Origin of the sequence: Marinococcus halophilus (assembly GCF_900166605.1) — a bacterium.
GTDB classification, from domain to species: domain Bacteria; phylum Bacillota; class Bacilli; order Bacillales; family Marinococcaceae; genus Marinococcus; species Marinococcus halophilus.
Genome location: NZ_FVZD01000005.1, coordinates 627,753 through 643,984 on the forward strand (window position 1 = coordinate 627,753; position 16,232 = coordinate 643,984).

The 16,232-nt window shown below is 49.4% G+C and carries 18 protein-coding genes; 7 read left to right on the forward strand and 11 right to left on the reverse strand.

Annotated elements, in window-relative coordinates:
- The first annotated feature begins 16 nt into the window (after positions 1 to 16).
- Entirely contained in the window at positions 17 to 1,081 is a 1,065-nt protein-coding gene (locus B5066_RS05495) for a sulfite oxidase (protein ID WP_079474939.1), read from the forward strand.
- A 47-nt stretch (positions 1,082 to 1,128) separates the two neighbouring features.
- Here the strand turns inward: B5066_RS05495 and B5066_RS05500 are convergent, their stop codons facing one another.
- Together B5066_RS05500 and B5066_RS05505 are read right to left on the reverse strand one after the other, a co-directional pair.
- Positions 1,129 to 1,995: an SDR family oxidoreductase gene (locus B5066_RS05500; protein ID WP_079474940.1), complete on the reverse strand. Its 867-nt coding sequence runs from the start codon at positions 1,993 to 1,995 to the stop codon at positions 1,129 to 1,131.
- A 135-nt stretch (positions 1,996 to 2,130) separates the two neighbouring features.
- Complete coding sequence (locus B5066_RS05505) at positions 2,131 to 3,294, reverse strand: acyl-CoA dehydrogenase family protein (RefSeq protein ID WP_079474941.1); 1,164 nt, start codon at positions 3,292 to 3,294, stop codon at positions 2,131 to 2,133.
- A 395-nt stretch (positions 3,295 to 3,689) separates the two neighbouring features.
- On the opposite strand from B5066_RS05505, the gene B5066_RS05510 reads away from it, so the two are divergent.
- The 3 genes from B5066_RS05510 (at position 3,690) to B5066_RS05520 (ending at position 6,599) form a co-directional block, all read left to right on the forward strand.
- Entirely contained in the window at positions 3,690 to 5,222 is a 1,533-nt protein-coding gene (locus tag B5066_RS05510; RefSeq protein WP_261763910.1) for a BCCT family transporter, read from the forward strand.
- A 168-nt stretch (positions 5,223 to 5,390) separates the two neighbouring features.
- Positions 5,391 to 6,014 carry a cell wall hydrolase gene (locus B5066_RS05515; protein WP_233133175.1) on the forward strand — a complete coding sequence of 208 codons (624 nt, stop codon included), beginning with the start codon at positions 5,391 to 5,393 and terminating at the stop codon, positions 6,012 to 6,014.
- Positions 6,015 to 6,128: 114 nt separating this feature from the next.
- The gene (locus B5066_RS05520; protein ID WP_158219014.1) at positions 6,129 to 6,599 is read left to right on the forward strand and encodes a GNAT family N-acetyltransferase; all 471 of its coding nucleotides are present in this window, start codon (positions 6,129 to 6,131) and stop codon (positions 6,597 to 6,599) included.
- Positions 6,600 to 6,755: 156 nt separating this feature from the next.
- Here the strand turns inward: B5066_RS05520 and B5066_RS05525 are convergent, their stop codons facing one another.
- The 8 genes from B5066_RS05525 to B5066_RS05560 all read right to left on the reverse strand — a co-directional run bounded on the left by B5066_RS05525 (position 6,756) and on the right by B5066_RS05560 (position 12,731).
- On the reverse strand, positions 6,756 to 8,165 hold the full coding sequence (locus B5066_RS05525) for an MBL fold metallo-hydrolase (protein WP_079474944.1): 1,410 nt from the start codon (positions 8,163 to 8,165) through the stop codon (positions 6,756 to 6,758).
- A 31-nt stretch (positions 8,166 to 8,196) separates the two neighbouring features.
- Positions 8,197 to 8,511: a rhodanese-like domain-containing protein gene (locus B5066_RS05530; protein ID WP_079474945.1), complete on the reverse strand. Its 315-nt coding sequence runs from the start codon at positions 8,509 to 8,511 to the stop codon at positions 8,197 to 8,199.
- Between the two features lie 108 nt (positions 8,512 to 8,619).
- Positions 8,620 to 9,003 (reverse strand): DUF302 domain-containing protein, encoded by a 384-nt coding sequence (locus tag B5066_RS05535; protein ID WP_079474946.1) that lies wholly within the window; start codon positions 9,001 to 9,003, stop codon positions 8,620 to 8,622.
- 63 nt (positions 9,004 to 9,066) lie between these two features.
- Positions 9,067 to 9,885 carry a sulfite exporter TauE/SafE family protein gene (locus B5066_RS05540; RefSeq protein ID WP_079474947.1) on the reverse strand — a complete coding sequence of 273 codons (819 nt, stop codon included), beginning with the start codon at positions 9,883 to 9,885 and terminating at the stop codon, positions 9,067 to 9,069.
- 27 nt (positions 9,886 to 9,912) lie between these two features.
- The gene (locus B5066_RS05545; RefSeq protein ID WP_079474948.1) at positions 9,913 to 10,140 is read right to left on the reverse strand and encodes a sulfurtransferase TusA family protein; all 228 of its coding nucleotides are present in this window, start codon (positions 10,138 to 10,140) and stop codon (positions 9,913 to 9,915) included.
- A 90-nt stretch (positions 10,141 to 10,230) separates the two neighbouring features.
- Positions 10,231 to 10,710, reverse strand: a complete 480-nt coding sequence (locus B5066_RS05550) for a DsrE/DsrF/DrsH-like family protein (protein ID WP_079474949.1) — start codon at positions 10,708 to 10,710, stop codon at positions 10,231 to 10,233.
- 263 nt (positions 10,711 to 10,973) lie between these two features.
- Positions 10,974 to 11,174, reverse strand: a complete 201-nt coding sequence (locus B5066_RS05555) for a hypothetical protein (protein WP_079474950.1) — start codon at positions 11,172 to 11,174, stop codon at positions 10,974 to 10,976.
- Positions 11,175 to 11,279: 105 nt separating this feature from the next.
- Positions 11,280 to 12,731, reverse strand: a complete 1,452-nt coding sequence (locus B5066_RS05560; protein ID WP_079474951.1) for an aldehyde dehydrogenase family protein — start codon at positions 12,729 to 12,731, stop codon at positions 11,280 to 11,282.
- Positions 12,732 to 12,930: 199 nt separating this feature from the next.
- Between B5066_RS05560 and B5066_RS05565 the strand changes: the two genes are divergently transcribed.
- Entirely contained in the window at positions 12,931 to 13,884 is a 954-nt protein-coding gene (locus B5066_RS05565) for a DMT family transporter (RefSeq protein WP_079474952.1), read from the forward strand.
- Between the two features lie 43 nt (positions 13,885 to 13,927).
- Positions 13,928 to 14,566 (forward strand): SDR family oxidoreductase, encoded by a 639-nt coding sequence (locus B5066_RS05570; protein WP_079474953.1) that lies wholly within the window; start codon positions 13,928 to 13,930, stop codon positions 14,564 to 14,566.
- 45 nt (positions 14,567 to 14,611) lie between these two features.
- Here the strand turns inward: B5066_RS05570 and B5066_RS05575 are convergent, their stop codons facing one another.
- Positions 14,612 to 15,037 (reverse strand): pyridoxamine 5'-phosphate oxidase family protein, encoded by a 426-nt coding sequence (locus B5066_RS05575; RefSeq protein ID WP_079474954.1) that lies wholly within the window; start codon positions 15,035 to 15,037, stop codon positions 14,612 to 14,614.
- Positions 15,038 to 15,272: 235 nt separating this feature from the next.
- Here B5066_RS05575 and B5066_RS05580 point away from each other — a divergent pair, with 235 nt between their 5' ends.
- Positions 15,273 to 16,193, forward strand: a complete 921-nt coding sequence (locus tag B5066_RS05580) for a manganese catalase family protein (RefSeq protein WP_342351580.1) — start codon at positions 15,273 to 15,275, stop codon at positions 16,191 to 16,193.
- Positions 16,194 to 16,232: the final 39 nt, after the last annotated feature.

Sequence of the window (16,232 nt, forward strand, 5' to 3'; positions counted from 1 at the left end):
CCAGAAGGGAGAAATTATGTGCTCAAAAGCAACCCCGGAAGAACTGTATTTGAAAACATTAAGCCAGGAGCCGGAAAACCAGGAAACGCCAATTCCGTTTATAGGAATGGAGCACGTGCATCCTTCCTTGTTTTACCGGCGAAATCATTTCACATATCCGGAGGCACCAGCGGAGGGGATTACAGTCGACGGCCTGGTGGAGAGTCCGGGATTTTTTTCTCTCGCAGATATACATGCTCTGCCTTCGCGGACAGTAGAGACAGTACTTGAGTGTGCGGGTAATAAAAGAAGTTTATTTGAGCCTAAAGCCTTCGGCGAGCCGTGGGGCAAAGGTGCTGTTAGCCAGGGAAAATGGAAGGGAGTCCCGCTGAAAGTTTTTCTCGAAGCAGCCGGTTGGAATAAAGAAGCAGCCGTGGAAGTCATTACTGTAGCGGGAGATAAAGGGGAACGACCTGATAAGAAGGATATTTACGCCTATGCCCGGAGCCTTCCCGTAGAAAAAGCAGCCGACCCGGACACCATTATCGCCTATGAATACAACGGGCGCCCGCTTTCTTTTAAGCACGGAGCGCCGCTGCGGTTAATCGTGCCGGGGTGGTATGCAATGGCTTCCATGAAATGGATGGAGCGGATTACAGTGAGCAAAGATGCGTTCGACGGACCTTTTCAGTCAATTGATTATGTTTATTATCCGCACAAAAACAGCCGGAAGGACGCCTTTCCGGTAACTACGATGAATGTAAACAGCATTATCCAGTCACCGGCCGACATGGAAATTAAAAAAGAAGGAACGCAGGTAATAGAAGGCATTGCCTGGTCCGGAGAAGCTGTGATTGAGCAGGTAGAGGTAAGTACGGACGGCGGCCAGACGTGGGGGGAGGCACGGCTTGAGCATCAAAGTGGCACGGCTTACACGTGGACGAAGTGGGCATTCGAATGGCAGGAAGCTGAGGCGGGGGAATACACAGTAATGGCGAGAGCCTGTGACGCCCAGGGCCGCCAGCAGCCGATGCAGGCCTTCTGGAATCAAAAGGGATACGGCTACAATGCAGTAGAAGAGATTCAGGTGAAGCTAAAATAAAAGACTTCGAATCCCAGGCCTGGGATTCGAAGTCTTTTTCGTGTCTGTTAAGAAGAGGTATAGGCGCCGCCGTTAATATGAATTGTCTGCCCGGTCATATAGGAGGCTTCATCCGAAGCGAGCATCACGTAAGGCCATGCATGCTCCGACGGCTGGCCGGGACGGTTCATCAATGTGTCCTGCCCGAAATCCTCCACGCCGTCTTCTTGAAATGAAGAAGGGATGAGAGGTGTCCACACAGGCCCTGGGGCTACGCTGTTTACCCGGATTCCTTTCGAAGCGAGACTCTGGGCAATGCTTCGCATAAATGCGGTGATTGCTCCTTTTGTAGCGGAATAATCCATAAGGATTGGATTGCCGCGGAAAGCGTTAATTGAAGAAGTGGAAATGATTGAGTCGCCTTCAGTCAAATAATCCATCGCTGCTTTGGTTAAATAAAACTGAGAGAAGAAATTGGTGCGGAATACGTCCTCAAATTCGTCAGACGGAATATCCTCAACATTTTCATGAACATGCTGGATAGCTGCGTTGTTAACTAAAATGTTTAATCCGCCAAACTCTTCTGCCGTCTGTTTCACGAGGTTGATACAGTGGGATTCCTCTTTGATATCTCCTGGAAGCAGCAGGCATTTGCCTCCCTCTGCTTCAACCATGCGCTTTGTTTCTTCGGCGTCTTCATGTTCGTCCAAATAGGAAATAGCGACATTAGCTCCTTCTTTGGCATACAAAAGAGCTACGGAGCGGCCGATGCCGCTGTCGCCTCCGGTGATCAGGGCAGCTTTTCCTTTCAGCTTTCCGGTGCCCTGATAATCGGTGGGATGGGCCGGGAGCGGGTCCATTTTCGATTCAATACCGGGCTGTTTGTCCTGGCGCTGTCTTGGAGTGCTTCCGTTCTGCATATCTCTAGGATCCATGTGTAACATCCTTTCTCATATTGAAATCATGCGTACAGTGTTATTTATACCATTAGTATGCATATTGCAAACGTACAATGAATCAGGAAGCTGTATAGAATGTTATAAAAAAGAAACCACACTGGAGACTGTTTCTTAAACGGAAGGCGGTTGATACCCCAGAAGCCGGCCGGCGAGCTGGTCAATCACCATGTCATCCATCGGCGGGTTATGAAGCCCGGCCCGTATGTCACGGTAATGCCGCTGCAGCGGATTGGAGGCGGAAAGGCTTCTGGCTCCTGCAACACGCATCGCGAGGTCCACCACCTCGACAGCTTCGTTTACAATGCTCGTCTTAACGGCTCCCAGTTCACCTTTCATCTGCTGTCTGGCCTCTGCATCGGACTCATCCCATTTTGATGCCACAGAATGGAGAAAGTGCCTGCTTTGCAGCAGCTTAAGTTCTATCCGGCCGAGTTTTTCCCGGACGTTTGGAAGCTCCGATATAGTTCCGTTAATGCTATTCGGGGAGTACGACGCAGCAAAGCGGGCAGCTTCGTCGGCTGCTGTTTGTGCAATTCCCAGATAACAGGCTGGAATGTGCAGGAGCCATCCGGCTGCTGGTTTATTGCCTGGAACGATATACTGGGCCAGGTGGTTTTTTGACACCCGGACGTTTTCGAGCACAACGTCGTGGCTTCCGGTCGCGCGCATGGCGATCGAATCCCACGTGTCAACAATGGATATTCCCGCAGCTTCTTTAGGCACAACAAAGTAAGCCGTAGCTTCTTCTTTTGGAATATGGGCCGTTACGATATAATAATCGAGCACGGGGGACATGGTGGCGAATGTTTTTCGTCCGTTCAGCACCCATTCGCTGTTGCTGTATTCAGCGACAGTGCCGGGAGTGCCGCCGCGAGTCGGACTTCCGGTCGCAGCTTCTGTTGCGATGTTGTTCAATACGGCCCCGTTTTCAACAATATCACTCATGACGCGGCTGTACAGGCTTTCCTCCCAAGGCCGCGTTTCGTTTAAATTTTTAGTGATACCGACATGCCAACCAATAGCAAGCGATGTGGAGCCATCGTAGCGGGCAATGAGCTCCTGGGACTCCACGAGTTCCAGCAGGCCGGCATCTATGCCGCCATAAACAGAAGGAACCGTCAATGCCGGATAGCCAATGCTTTTCAGAGCATCAATGTTTTCGGTTGGAAAGGTGCCGTTCTGGTCATGTTCTTCCGTTCGTTCTGCGAACTCCCGGGCCGTGTCTTCGAGCTGCCGCAGCCGCTCAGCTTTTGTGGAAAATGTAGTTAACGTCATATTGTTTCCTCCAAAGTGATGGAATTTTATTTGAATAATGGACCGGACTTTTATACGCATATACATGAAATCATATTCCCTATGTGGAAGCAAAAAAACGGCTTGTGTAAGGAAAATAAAGGTTAATACAGCCTGGACTCAATTTTATACGTTCTGAAAAATGAAAAATAGTGTGAGAAAAGCTGTCAATAATTAGTTATTTCGTTGTAAATAGCAGTTAAAATGCGCTATAAACGGTGATAAGATTATATAGCGAGTTTATCCCGTATAAATCTAAAATATCGCGATTTACGGGAAAATCTATGCAATTAGTGTGTTTGTTATTTTTCGCTTAATTCTGCATAATGCAAAAGTTCCATAATTTTCAGCATACATAAATAGGAAGGGGTCCCATCGTGGATAATCAAAAACCAAGAGTAGGCTTTGTGTTTTACGGAGCTTTAGTAATACTACTTATTATGGCGGTTGTCGGAATGGCAGTCCCGGAATCGTTTTTTAACGCTACCTCCGCTGTACAGACCTTCGTGTCGAATCGGTTTGGATGGTATTATCTTTTAATTGTGTCAGCATTTGTGCTTTTATGTATTTATTTCATTTTCAGCCGGTATGGCAACATTCGGCTCGGCAAGCCGGATGATCGGCCGGAATACAGTTATCCGACCTGGTTTGCCATGCTGTTTAGCGCTGGCATGGGGGTTGGCCTTGTATTTTGGAGCGGGGCGGAAACGGTCTCGCACTACGCAACGAACGCTCCCGAAGCAGAAGTGGGAACAGATCAGGCGCTCGTGGATTCGATGCGCTACATGTTTTTGCACTGGGGTATACACCCATGGGCGATTTACGGTATTACAGCCATTTGTTTTGCTTATTTTACATTTCGGCGTGGAGCCCCGGGCATGGTAAGCTCGATGCTCAGCCCGATTATGAATGAAAAAGGCATAGGCGGGAAAGTGGTCGACATTATTGCCCTGGTGGCGACGGTCTCAGGTATCGCGACTACCCTTGGCATCGGAGCAGCCCAGGTTTCGGGCGGCATGTCCTATTTGTTTGATACACCCAACACCTACACGGTACAGCTGATTGTTATTATCGTTATTACCATTTTGTTTTTGGTATCAGCCTATACCGGCCTGAATAAGGGCATCAAATTTTTGAGTAACGCGAACATATACTTAACGATTCTCCTCTTTATCTTAATGCTTTTCGTCGGCCCGACATTATTCTCCATGAATTTGTTCACGAATACGATCGGAACGTATCTGCAGTCGCTTCCGAGCATGAGCTTCCGGATCGCTCCGACATCCGATAGTGCCAGGGAGTGGATTAATGCATGGACCATTTTCTACTGGGCCTGGTGGATTTCCTGGTCTCCATTTGTAGGGATATTTATCGCCCGTGTTTCAAAAGGGCGTACCCTGAAGGAGTTTACAATCGGTGTTATTTTGGTGCCGTCGATTGTCAGCTTCATCTGGTTCTCACTGTTTGGAGGCGCTACATTAAATGTTCAGAGCACCGGCATGGCGGACATTGCCTCACTGGCTGCGGAAGAAGCTATTTTCGGCGTGTTTGATAATTATGCGCTTAGTACCATATTGTCTGTTATTACGCTTCTGTTGATCGTCTCTTTCTTTATCACGTCGGCAGACTCCGCTACATTCGTGCTTGGTATGCAGACGTCCAACGGGGCATTAAATCCTTCAGCTGTCGTAAAACTCATCTGGGGGATTATGCTTTCTGCTACAGCGGCCGTATTGCTGTACTCGGGAGGAATAGATGCGCTGCAGAATGTCATGATCATCTCAGCCCTTCCATTTTCCATTGTCATGATCCTGATGGTGTATTCACTGTTTAAAGCACTGCGGGAAGAAAACGATATTGAAACAAAGGATAAGAGCAGAAATACCGGTAAACCGGATAAAGCTTCCTAAAAAGACTGCAAGGACTTCCAATTATTTATCGGGAGTCCTTTCTATATGGTAAAATTTGGAACTGGTTAGTACCAGCGCTTAGTACCTTGTTATATACTTTTCATGAAAAGCAGGAATGTTGTTTAGAAAATTGAATTTTTTGGATACAATATGTGTGGAGGTGAAAAAGTGAAAAATAAATTATTATTCAGTACTATTTTTGCAATTATGGCTACAATCTTTATTTTCGCTTCACCAGGCACCACCAAGGCTTCCATGCTGGAAATGGAGGCACAGGGGCCGGAAGTAACGGCGCTTCAGCAGGAATTAATACAGATGGGCTACTTACATACGAATGCGACCGGCTACTACGGACCAGCGACCACCCAGGCAGTGCGGCAGTTTCAAAGTGATTTCGGCTTAATCGTGGACGGTGCGGCAGGAATGCAGACCGACCATCGCATGAACGAAGTAACGTCGGTGGCTAAGGCGGTGTACGGCGAAGCCCGGGGAGAGTCATTTGAAGGGCAGATCGGCGTGGCAGCAGTTATTTTAAACCGTCTTGAATCTGCGGAGTTTCCCAATGAAGTAAATGGCGTCATCCAGCAGCAGAACGCTTTTACTGCAGTAGCTGACGGCCAGTACAACATGACGCCGGACCAGACAGCATACGAAGCGGTTAAGCAGGCTTGGAAGGGATACGATCCATCTTATGGGTCAATGTATTATTATAATCCAGAAGAAGTTACTTCTGACTGGATTTGGACCCGTACGCCGAATTTATCCATCGGCCAGCACGTGTTTGCAAGCTAAAAAGACAGGAAAGAATCTGCCAGAGTGCAGGTTCTTTTTTTGTCTGAAAAAAAGCCGGATGTGATAAGATAAATGCTCATAAGCATCGAAAAAGAAGCCGCCAGGAGGAAGAGGATGAAAGAAATAACAGAAGCAGGACCGGCAGAAGCGGCTCTGATTAATTCCATTATGTATGAAGCATTTTGGGAATATCGGAACGAACAGCCGCCATCCGGAGCCATTCAGGAAACGACAGAAGCAATTCAAGCTGGGCTGGAGCAGGGAGAGCGTGCTGCTGTCTGGTGGAAGGACGGGAAAGCAGCAGCAATGATCCGCTTCCGGGCAGAAGAGGAGTATATCTATTTTCACCGATTATCAGTTCGTCCTGCTTACCGGGGCAATGGAGCGGCCGCCGACCTTGTCAGCTGGGTAGAGGAAGCCGCAGCTGCAGAACAGTTCGAAGGCGTTTACTGTAAAGTGCGGGCGTCGACGCCGCAAAATGTGCTGATGTATCAGCGCATGGGGTACGAAACGGTGAGAGAATATACTGCAGAAAAAGAAGGGCTGCCGCCATTTGGCGTCGTTGTTATGGCTAAAAGACTATGATTATCCCGGGGATAACGGGGGAGCATCTAAAAGAAAAATCGCCCGAAGATAGGCGATTTTTTTATGACGCTGCGTCTTTCACTATAATTTTTTTCTCACAAATATAGGAATGAGCATCTGAGTTTTTAGCCCCCGGTGCTTTTTATATACAAACATTTAATCGGTTGCTTCAAGCTGTTCCTTTTTCCATTTCATGAAGCCGCCCTCCACGTTGATCACGTCAAAGCCGTGATTTTGGAGAATGCTGGCCGCGATCGCGGAGCGTTTCCCCGAGGCGCAGTGGACGGCCACCGTCTGCTCCGTGGAAAGTTCATCGGTACGGTTTGGCAGCTGTTGGAGGGAGACATGCACCGCGTCCGGCACGTGCGACTGGTCCCATTCGTCCTGGTAGCGGACATCGAGAATCTGCACGTCGTTGTGGCGACGGCGTTCCTCCACCTGTTTCGGGGTTTCCCGGGCATACGTGCGCAGGTTCGACGTGCTGGCCACCACCGACGTGGCATAGAAGCCTTTCAGGCGGTCCATGCCCATGCCGGTGAGAATCCGGCGCAGTTTATTGTATTGGAACGGCTCGGCGATCAGGTAAATATCCGCTTCATAGTCAGCGAGCCGGCCCATCCATTCGGCAAAAGCGCCGGGATACGGCAGGTTAATGGTGCCTGGAATGCTGCCGAGCGCGAACGCGGCCGCACTGCGGGTGTCCACGACCATCGTGTGGGACTGTTCCGCCAGTTGGGAAACCTCGTCGCCGGTGCCCTGCATTTCCACGGCAGCCGGAACGTCGGCGACCGGGGTCACGGCCTGCTTGTTTACTTCTTTCATTTTGGCAAAGTACGCTGGCGGCTCGCTCTGCCCGTCGAGAAGAAAGTCCACGAAGGCCTGCTCCCCGGTCGGCTGAAAGGCGGGGTTGTACATCCGCTCGTAGCCGACAGTACTTGTCGGCACGGCGCCGAGCGCTTTGCCGCAGGCGCTTCCGGCGCCGTGGCCCGGCCAGATCTGCATATAATCGCCGTATTCCTTGAACCGCTGGAGAGATTCGAACATCTGCCGGGCGCCTTGATCCGCGGCATCCTTCACGCCCACGGATTTTTCAAGCAGGTCGGGACGGCCGACATCGCCGACGAAGACGAAGTCACCGGTGAAAACACCCATCGGATGGTCGGCCGCGGCACCGTCGGTGAGTTCATAGGAGACATGCTCCGGGGTATGACCCGGCGTGTGCAGCGCTCTCAGCTTGACGTTACCAATATAAATGGCTTCACCATGCGTCACGCCGTGCAGCGGCAGGTTCTGGTCCCATTCATAGCCGCCGTTGTCAGCGCCTTCGGTGGAATAATAGATGGTGGCGCCGGTCCGGCGGGCAAGCTCGGTCACCCCGGAGACAAAGTCCGCGTGAATGTGCGTTTCGAACGCCCCGGTAATACGGAAGCCCTGTTCGCGGGCGATCTGCAGATAGTCTTCGATATTACGGGAGGGATCAATCACGGCTGCTTCGCCAGTAGCCTGGCAGCCGATCATATAGGAAGCTTGGGCTAACGACGTGTCATAAAAATATTTCAAGTACATGAATGATCGCTCCTTAAGATTAGAATAGATGTTACTCAGTCTTGCCGGTCCATGCGTTCATGCCGCCGGCCATGCTGCGGACGGTAAAGCCCTGGTCCTGGAGGGCTTCGGCTGCGCGGGAACTGCGTTTGCCGGAGCGGCATACGGTCACATAGGACTGCTTAGGATCGAGTTCGTTCATTCGCACAGAGATATCTCCCACAGGGATATGAACCGACTCGGGAATGCGTCCTTCGTCGAGTTCTTCGTCCTCGCGGACATCAATGACCTGGACGCCACTGTTATTTTCGAGTTCCTGCTGAACGTCTGCCGGCTGGACTTCTTCGATGCGCTTGTCTTCTGCCATGATAGTCACCTCATTATTGTTAGATCTTATTCTCTATAATTTTTGCAGCTATTTTCTCTCATTGTCTACCTACTACCTACGGGGTAGGGTATCAAAAGGAGAAAAGTGTTAAACGGTCTGATCGATGCCTTGGATTAAGCGGCGTTCAATATCTTCCGCAGTCGCGGTTAGTTCGGGTTCTTCGGCCAAGCCCATTAACACGGACGGGCGGGGCATGCTGATATACGTAGTTTCTGCTTCTTCGTACACGGTGATCTTACAAGGTAAAAAGTCACCCGCCAGTTTATTTTTATTTAAAATCTGTTCGGCTTCTTTCGGGTTGCATACTTCAAGCACTCGGTGCTGGTCCGGAAAGTCGATGCCCTTTTCCTGCAATTTACCGTGCAGGTCCAAATGCCAGAGCACGCCAAAATCAATGGCTTTCAGGTTGGCTTCGAGATCCTCGACAGTATGGCTGACCGATTTTGATGTAGCTACGGTGTAATGAAACATGAAAAGACCTCCTTTTTGCTTTCTACTTGTTGCTATGCCCGGGGGTGTATAGACTGAAACACGTTATCCGGTAACGATCTGGAGCCATATCTGAATGGCGGTTCCTAGAATGATGACCGCCAGGATGCTCTGCAGCAGCTTGGTGTTGACCTTCTGGCCGGCTTTAGCTCCGAGTGGTGCTGCGATCAGGCTGGCTATAATCATGATCAGGGCCGGGCCGTACAGCACCTGGCCGGTCGCCACCTTGCCCACCGTAGCTCCGATGGATGATATCAGGGTCACGGCGAGCGAAGTCGCGATCGTCATCCGGGTCGGAATTTTTAACACGACGAGCATGAGAGGCACCAGAATAAACGCGCCGGCGGCTCCGACAATGCCTGCCCCAATCCCGACCACGAAGGACAAGCCAGCGGCGAGCGGCTTATGAAACGTCATCCGGGTAAGATCCTGGTCGTCGAGGCCTTTTTTCGGCACAAACATCATCACGACGGCGATGGTTGCAAGCAGGGCATACACCATGTTGACGCCCGCTTCGCTGAAAAAATTCGAGGCATAGGCGCCGATAAAGCTGCCGATCAGAATGCTTGTGCCCATGTACAGAATCAGCTGGCCGTTCAGATAGCCGCCTCTGCGGTAGGCCCAGACCCCGCCGATAGTGGCGAAAAAGACCTGAACGGCACTGATCCCGGATACCTCATGCGCGGAAAAGGCGGCGACACCGAGCAGCGGAGGAATGTATAACAGCATGGGGTACTTGATGATCGAGCCGCCAATCCCGACCATGCCGGACACAAAGGAACCGGCAAACCCCAGCAGAAAAATCACGACGATCAACAGTAGTGTCAACGGAAAAACCTCCCTGGCAGTGGCAGGGAAGCACATCCATGACTTCCCCGGGTGCCGATATGGTTAGCCTTTTTGGATCCAGAATGTGTAGACGCCATTGTCTTCGGTGTGATCGAGCAGTTCATGGCCGCCAGCTTTGGCCCAGGCCGTGACGTCACTCTGCGCGCCTTTGTCGGTGGCGTGCAGTTCAAGCACCTCGCCGCTTTCCATGTCTTTAATGGCTTTTTTGGTTTTCAGGATCGGCTGCGGGCAGGCAAGCCCTTTGGCATCAATCGTTGTGTTTGGTTCCATCAAATATCTCTCCTTTAAATTAATGTTGATCATTCGTTTTAATCCACATTCGTCTACGTTCTGCTCTTTAGGTCTTTCAGTAAAAGCCCCTTAAATAAACAGATTCACGTTCCCCTCGGAAGCTTCGCCTAGATATGCGGCTACGCCGGCGTATTCAATATCGTCGCGCAGTTCTTTTTCATCCAGACCAAGCAAATCCATAGTCATGGTACAGCCAATTAACCGTACGTCCTGTTCCCGGGCCATGTCAATCAGCTCCGGCAGCGGCACAGCGTTGTGTTTTTTCATCACTTTTTTGATCAGCTTCGGGCCGAGACCGAGAAAATTCATGTTGGAAAGCCCCATCCGCTCGGCGCCTCGGGGCATTATTTTAGCGAACATCGCTTCAAGTTTTCCTTTGGCCACGCTTTGCTTTTCCGGTTTGCGGAGAGCATTCAACCCCCAGAAGGTATGGAAAATGGTTACTTCGTGATCATACGCGGCTGCGCCGTTGGCGATAATGTACGCTGCCATGGCTTTGTCGTAATCGCCGCTGAATAATACAATGGTCGTTTTTTTGGCTTCTGTCATTCAATCACTCCTTTAATAAATACTTTTACGGGTACGGGTATTATAAACGTTTAAAAATTTTTCCGACTGTTTACCAGTGTTCATTTTTTAATCTTAATTACCCTAAGGGGTATATAAGAAATATAAAATAAACAGGGGGAAGTGTCAATATATTTTGCTTAAAACATTTACTGAAAGTCGAAATTCGTAAAAAATAGCAAAAGAGGGACTGTCCTTCTCCAGGACAGTCCCTGCTTTGCTGATATTTAAAGCAAACTTTTCGTTTAGATAGCCGCGCGTTCGACTTCTCCCTTGCGGAGAATAACGCGGGGATAAGGAAATTCCTCTTCCTGGCCGGCGAACGGGTAATGGACATATTCCACACAAATTGTGCGTTCATATTCTGCGATCACCCGGCACTCTTTTCCATCAAAATACAAAAGTTCATCTTTATCGAATATTTTTACGTCTTTTTCTTGTTCCACTTCCAAACCTCCTTGCCCCTCTCTTTATAGAGTACCTAATTTTGAGACACCCCGCAAGGTAATAAAAGGAAACAGAACAATTTCAGCTGCATATTTACAGATGTGTTATAGCGGATAAGGACGGTCCTGAGCTTGTACACTGATCCACTGCTCGGTCGTAAATTCGTCTAATACCCATTCGCCGTTAAAGCGTCCAATACCGGACTGCTTCTCGCCGCCAAATGGCAGGTGAGCCTCATCGTTTACAGACTGGTCGTTTACATGGACCATGCCGGAATTAATACGGCGCGCTGCCTGCATGCCCCGGTAACGATCCTGAGTGAAGACTGATCCGCTCAAGCCGTAAGGAGAATCGTTGGCAATCCGGATAGCTTCATCCTCGCTCGAGGCCCGAATTAATGTTGCAACAGGGCCGAAAACTTCATCTTTTGCTGCCGGCATGTCGTTAGTTACCTCAGAAAGAACGACTGGCGGTATAACCTGGCCGTTGATTTCAAACTCTGTCTGAAGCTTACCTCCGGCGTCGATCGTGCCCTGTACCAGCTTTTCTATATTTTTGACCTGTTCTTCATTAATGATCGGGCCGACGATTACATTTTCATCCGAAGGGTCGCCAGCTTTTAACGCTTTCGCCACGCGGGTAAATTCTTCGACAAATTCATCGTAAATGTCATTATGAACAATTACGCGGTTCAATGCGAGGCAAATTTGTCCCTGGTGAAGGAATGAACCGAACACCGCTGCTTTGGCAGCTTTCTTCACCTCAGCGTCCGGAAGAACGACCATGGCATTGTTACCCCCAAGCTCAAGGGCAGTTTCTTTTAAGTTCTGCGCTGCGAGTTCAGCAATGTGTGTGCCGACTTCGGTGGAACCAGTGAATGATAACAGCGCCGGTACTTCATGAGTAACGAACGCATCGCCAATTTCAGAGCCGCGTCCGGCGGTAACGTGGAGCACGCCTGCCGGGAATCCGGCTTCTTCAAATAATGCTGCAATCAGCAGGCCGGATGTAACTGGTGTGTCGGAAGCCGGTTTAACTACCACGGTATTGCCTGTTGCCACTGCCGGCGCAATTGTTCTCATTGCAAGGTGGAACGGAAAGTTCCAAGGGCCGATGACGCCGATAACTCCTTTGCCCGAACGGAAGGTATAGTTTTCTTTCCCGGGCGTATTCGAAGGAGCAGTCGAGCCGTGGACACGGTTAGGAAATGAAGTGGATTCGAAAACAATGTTGGAAGCTGTATTGAATTCAGTTTCCGCTTTCAGCCTGCTGCTTCCAGATTCTTTAATCAGCCACTCTACAATGGTTTCCTTCTGGTTCTGCATTACATCATAAAGCCGGTGGAGATACTGCTGCTTTTCGGAAGGGCTGTGGGCGTCCCACGTTTTCTGATAATCATTGGCCGAGTGATAAGCTCGGTCAAGATCATTAGCGTCTGCAGAAGCTATTGTTCCGAGTGAATCGCCATTATAAGGGTTTGTATTTTCGATTGTTTTACTGGATGAGCCGCTCACCCAGGAGCCGTTAATATACTGCTTTGTAAAATCGGTATGCATAGCAACCATCCTTTCATAATTGCCGGATAGGATCCGACAGCAATGTATAATATACCTCATGATGTATTTTTTCAAACATTTAAGATCAGGAAAGATCAATACTATTTGAGAATAATTTAAAATATATAGAAAGCCGGTGTGGAAATTTGAGATGATAGCGTAGCTAGAGGAAAAAGATTTACACAAAGGGGGAGGAGCAATGAAACCATCCACTGCTTATCTATTTGCCGTCGCCGGCGCCTCGTTTTGGGGGTTTACAGGATTGTTCGTACAGAATATGTACCGGTACAATATCGAACCCGGCCAGGTAGTGGCGCTTCGCATGGCCGGGTCGGCCCTGATTCTATTTTTGGCTGTGGCCCTGGTCCGGCCGTATCTTTTGAAGGTCCGGTGGTATGATCTGCCGCATTTTATCGGGCTCGGCGTCGGAAGCATAGCTCTCTTCAACTGGTGTTATTTCACTGTCATGGATGAAGCCTCACTTTCCATTGCGGTCGTCCTTCTTTACACAAGCCCCGTGTTTGTAGCACTCATATCGCGGTTTGTATTTAAAGAAAAAATCACAATAAATAAGCTGGCAGCCATTGGGCTTACGATTGCCGGCTGTGTACTGGTGGCCGGGCTTTTTCCCGGCGGAGCCGGTGGGCTTTCGCTGGCGGCCCTTATGATTGGCCTGCTCTCCGGCTTGTGCTGCGGCCTGTACAGTATTCTCGGCAAATTTGTGACGCCGAAATACCACTCCATTACGATTACTGCCTACACGATGCTTACAGGCGGCCTCGTGATGGTTCCTTTCAGCGGCCTGCTGGCAAATGAAGAAGCCATTCAGGAGCCGATGATGTGGGCGTATGGGTTAGGAGGTATACTGCTTTCTACTATTGCTGCATATATATTATTTACCATCGGGTTGAAATATATTGAATCGGGCAAGGCAGCGATTTTGTCCACCGTGGAGCCGATGGTGGCTATTGTGATTGGCGTCGTCGCCTTCGGGGACAAGCTAAGCGGCTGGCAGGGAATCGGAATTGTTCTCATTTTCTCGGCGGTTGTTCTTTCCATTTATTCAAGACCGGGAAAATTCCGGAAAAAGCGTGGAAGCAGGCAGAAAAAACTACAAAACGAGTGGGAGAAGAAGCCTGGCGAAGACGTTTAAACTGCATATAGCAGGGAACAATTGTAAAAAAGGAGGCAATAACATGGATGTACTGGTTATAGGGGCGAATGGGCATACGGGGAGACTCTTGGTAGAACAGCTTGCAGCTCATCCGGAGCACACTCCGCACGCCATGATCCGCGAAGTTTCCCAGGCCGATGAGCTGAAAAAGATGGGAGCGGCATCCACGATTCTTGCAGACCTTGAAGAAAATACGGCGACCGCTTTAAAAGGAATGGACGCTGTAATGTTTGCCGCTGGTTCTGGTTCCTCCACCGGACCGGAAAAAACAGTCAGCGTGGACCAGCAGGGAGCGAAGAAAACAATTGATGCAGCAAGGGTACAGGATGTGAAGCATTACGTTATGCTGAGCGGCATCGGCGTCGACGACCCTCAGGGACCTATTAAACATTACGCGGAAGCAAAATTGAATGCAGATAAGCATTTGCAGAGCAGCGGGATTCCCTACACAATTGTGCGTCCGGGAAGGCTTACGTTTGAAAAAAGTACAGGGAAAGTAGAACTTGCAGAAAAACTTTCTAATCCTGAAGAAAGAGACATTTCCAGAGAAGACGTGGCCCGCACGATGATTGCAGCCCTCGACATTGAAAACGCCCGGGGGAAAACAGTCGAGCTGCTTGCAGGAGAACTGGATATCCAGGAGGCCTGGAAAAATTCATAAAATTAGCCCCCGCCGGAAAATGTTTCGGCGGGGGCTGTCTTTTGCTTAAGAAAAGTCGATTTCTTCCGGAGTGTCTCCTTTAGAGTTCATCAGGCGGATGGAATCCGGCTGAATTTCGAGGACAATGTATTCCGGGTTATCCGGAGAGCCGAGCCAGGATTGCACGCTGTCAGTCCAGACTTTTTCCTTCGTCTCCTGGTCATGGCGGATCACGGCTTTTCCGGAGATTTCGACAAAGGCATCTCCGTAACCTTCGCCGTCGTACCCGAGCAGAATATGCACGTTGGAATTTTTTTCGATTTCTTCTGCCTTATGGGTTTGACTGCTCGTCGGTGTCAGAAGGGTAAAATTTTCATTGTAGAATGTCATGTAACGGGAATGGGGTTTATTGCCCTCAATTGTCGCAAGTACGCCCACTTTGTTGTTGTCGATAATGTCAAATGCGTGTCTCTGTGCTTCGTTTTTATCCATGGGTAATCCTTCCTTTCGTAATGAAACTAGTTATCATTATTCCTGTCCCCCTGTACTTTTAAACATGAGTGCAAAGCCGTAAAAACAGGGGTTTTCATAATTGATACAAATTTTATAAAAAGAATGAATATTGTTAATATATCAAAATTTAGTGTTTGCTTAAAAGGAAGAACGGAAATAGGTAAGTGTATTTTGCTGGCGAAATACGAATTTAAACCTAATAGGAGGAATCATTGTGTTTAAGAGAATTGACAAACTGCAAATCGACCTCCCGACGCCCAGTAACCCAGACGCAAACTCAGCCAACGTCGTACAGGAGCTTTTAGGTGGAAAATTCGGTGAAATGTCAACGCTCAACAACTATTTATTCCAGTCGTTTAATTTCCGCAGCAAAAAACAGCTACGCCCATTTTATGATCTAGTCGCAAGCATCACAGCCGAAGAACTTGGACACGTAGAGCTGGTTGCCAATACAATAAATTTATGTCTGCAGGGGTCGACAAACCAGAGCGGCCAGGATCCGGCCAATCCGGACAGTACTCCGCTTAGTGAAGCTATGGATTCAAGGAATCCGCAAAGCTTTATTTTTGCCGGCCAGAACTCAGTGCCGAAAGATTCGATGGGGGCGCCGTGGACAGGAGATAACGTCTTTACAAGCGGTAACCTCGTCAACGATCTGCTTCACAATTTCTATCTCGAGTGCGGGGCCAGAACGCACAAGATGCGGGTATATCAAATGACTGACAACGAAACTGCCCGTGAACTATGCGGCTATCTGCTTGTGCGCGGCGGCGTGCACGTGGTGGCTTACGCCAAAGCACTGGAGAAATTAACAGGTGTGGACGTAACGAAAATGCTTCCAGTGCCGGACCTTGATAACAGTAAATATGACCACGCCCACAAATACGAAGCAAAGGGAGCGCACCGTAAGCTCTATCGTTTCAGTGACAATGATTACACAATGCTTGACCGGATCTGGAACGGGCCGTCCCCGGTTGGGCCGCCAGGCGAACTCGAGGTAGTTAGCGACATGCCAACGCCGGAAGGCGGGGAAATTCCGAACCTCGACCACATTCCGGAAGAATTTGCGCCGGGATTTGACGAGCAGCAGTTCCGGGAAATGTCGAAAAAATTGAACTACGAAGCAGGACTTTAAATATTAGTACCCGAAGCAGGAAAGCACCGCCGGCTGGCG

What these genes read in the sequence shown, in the direction of transcription:
- B5066_RS05495 (WP_079474939.1), top strand. Translation starts at nt 17, where the DNA reads ATGTGCTCAAAAGCAACCCCGGAAGAACTGTATTTGAAAACATTAAGC.
- B5066_RS05500 (WP_079474940.1), bottom strand. Translation starts at nt 1,995, where the DNA reads ATGGATCCTAGAGATATGCAGAACGGAAGCACTCCAAGACAGCGCCAG.
- B5066_RS05505 (WP_079474941.1), bottom strand. Translation starts at nt 3,294, where the DNA reads ATGACGTTAACTACATTTTCCACAAAAGCTGAGCGGCTGCGGCAGCTC.
- B5066_RS05520 (WP_158219014.1), top strand. Translation starts at nt 6,129, where the DNA reads ATGAAAGAAATAACAGAAGCAGGACCGGCAGAAGCGGCTCTGATTAAT.
- B5066_RS05525 (WP_079474944.1), bottom strand. Translation starts at nt 8,165, where the DNA reads ATGTACTTGAAATATTTTTATGACACGTCGTTAGCCCAAGCTTCCTAT.
- B5066_RS05530 (WP_079474945.1), bottom strand. Translation starts at nt 8,511, where the DNA reads ATGGCAGAAGACAAGCGCATCGAAGAAGTCCAGCCGGCAGACGTTCAG.
- B5066_RS05535 (WP_079474946.1), bottom strand. Translation starts at nt 9,003, where the DNA reads ATGTTTCATTACACCGTAGCTACATCAAAATCGGTCAGCCATACTGTC.
- B5066_RS05540 (WP_079474947.1), bottom strand. Translation starts at nt 9,885, where the DNA reads ATGTGCTTCCCTGCCACTGCCAGGGAGGTTTTTCCGTTGACACTACTG.
- B5066_RS05545 (WP_079474948.1), bottom strand. Translation starts at nt 10,140, where the DNA reads ATGGAACCAAACACAACGATTGATGCCAAAGGGCTTGCCTGCCCGCAG.
- B5066_RS05550 (WP_079474949.1), bottom strand. Translation starts at nt 10,710, where the DNA reads ATGACAGAAGCCAAAAAAACGACCATTGTATTATTCAGCGGCGATTAC.
- B5066_RS05560 (WP_079474951.1), bottom strand. Translation starts at nt 12,731, where the DNA reads ATGCATACCGATTTTACAAAGCAGTATATTAACGGCTCCTGGGTGAGC.
- B5066_RS05565 (WP_079474952.1), top strand. Translation starts at nt 12,931, where the DNA reads ATGAAACCATCCACTGCTTATCTATTTGCCGTCGCCGGCGCCTCGTTT.
- B5066_RS05570 (WP_079474953.1), top strand. Translation starts at nt 13,928, where the DNA reads ATGGATGTACTGGTTATAGGGGCGAATGGGCATACGGGGAGACTCTTG.
- B5066_RS05575 (WP_079474954.1), bottom strand. Translation starts at nt 15,037, where the DNA reads ATGGATAAAAACGAAGCACAGAGACACGCATTTGACATTATCGACAAC.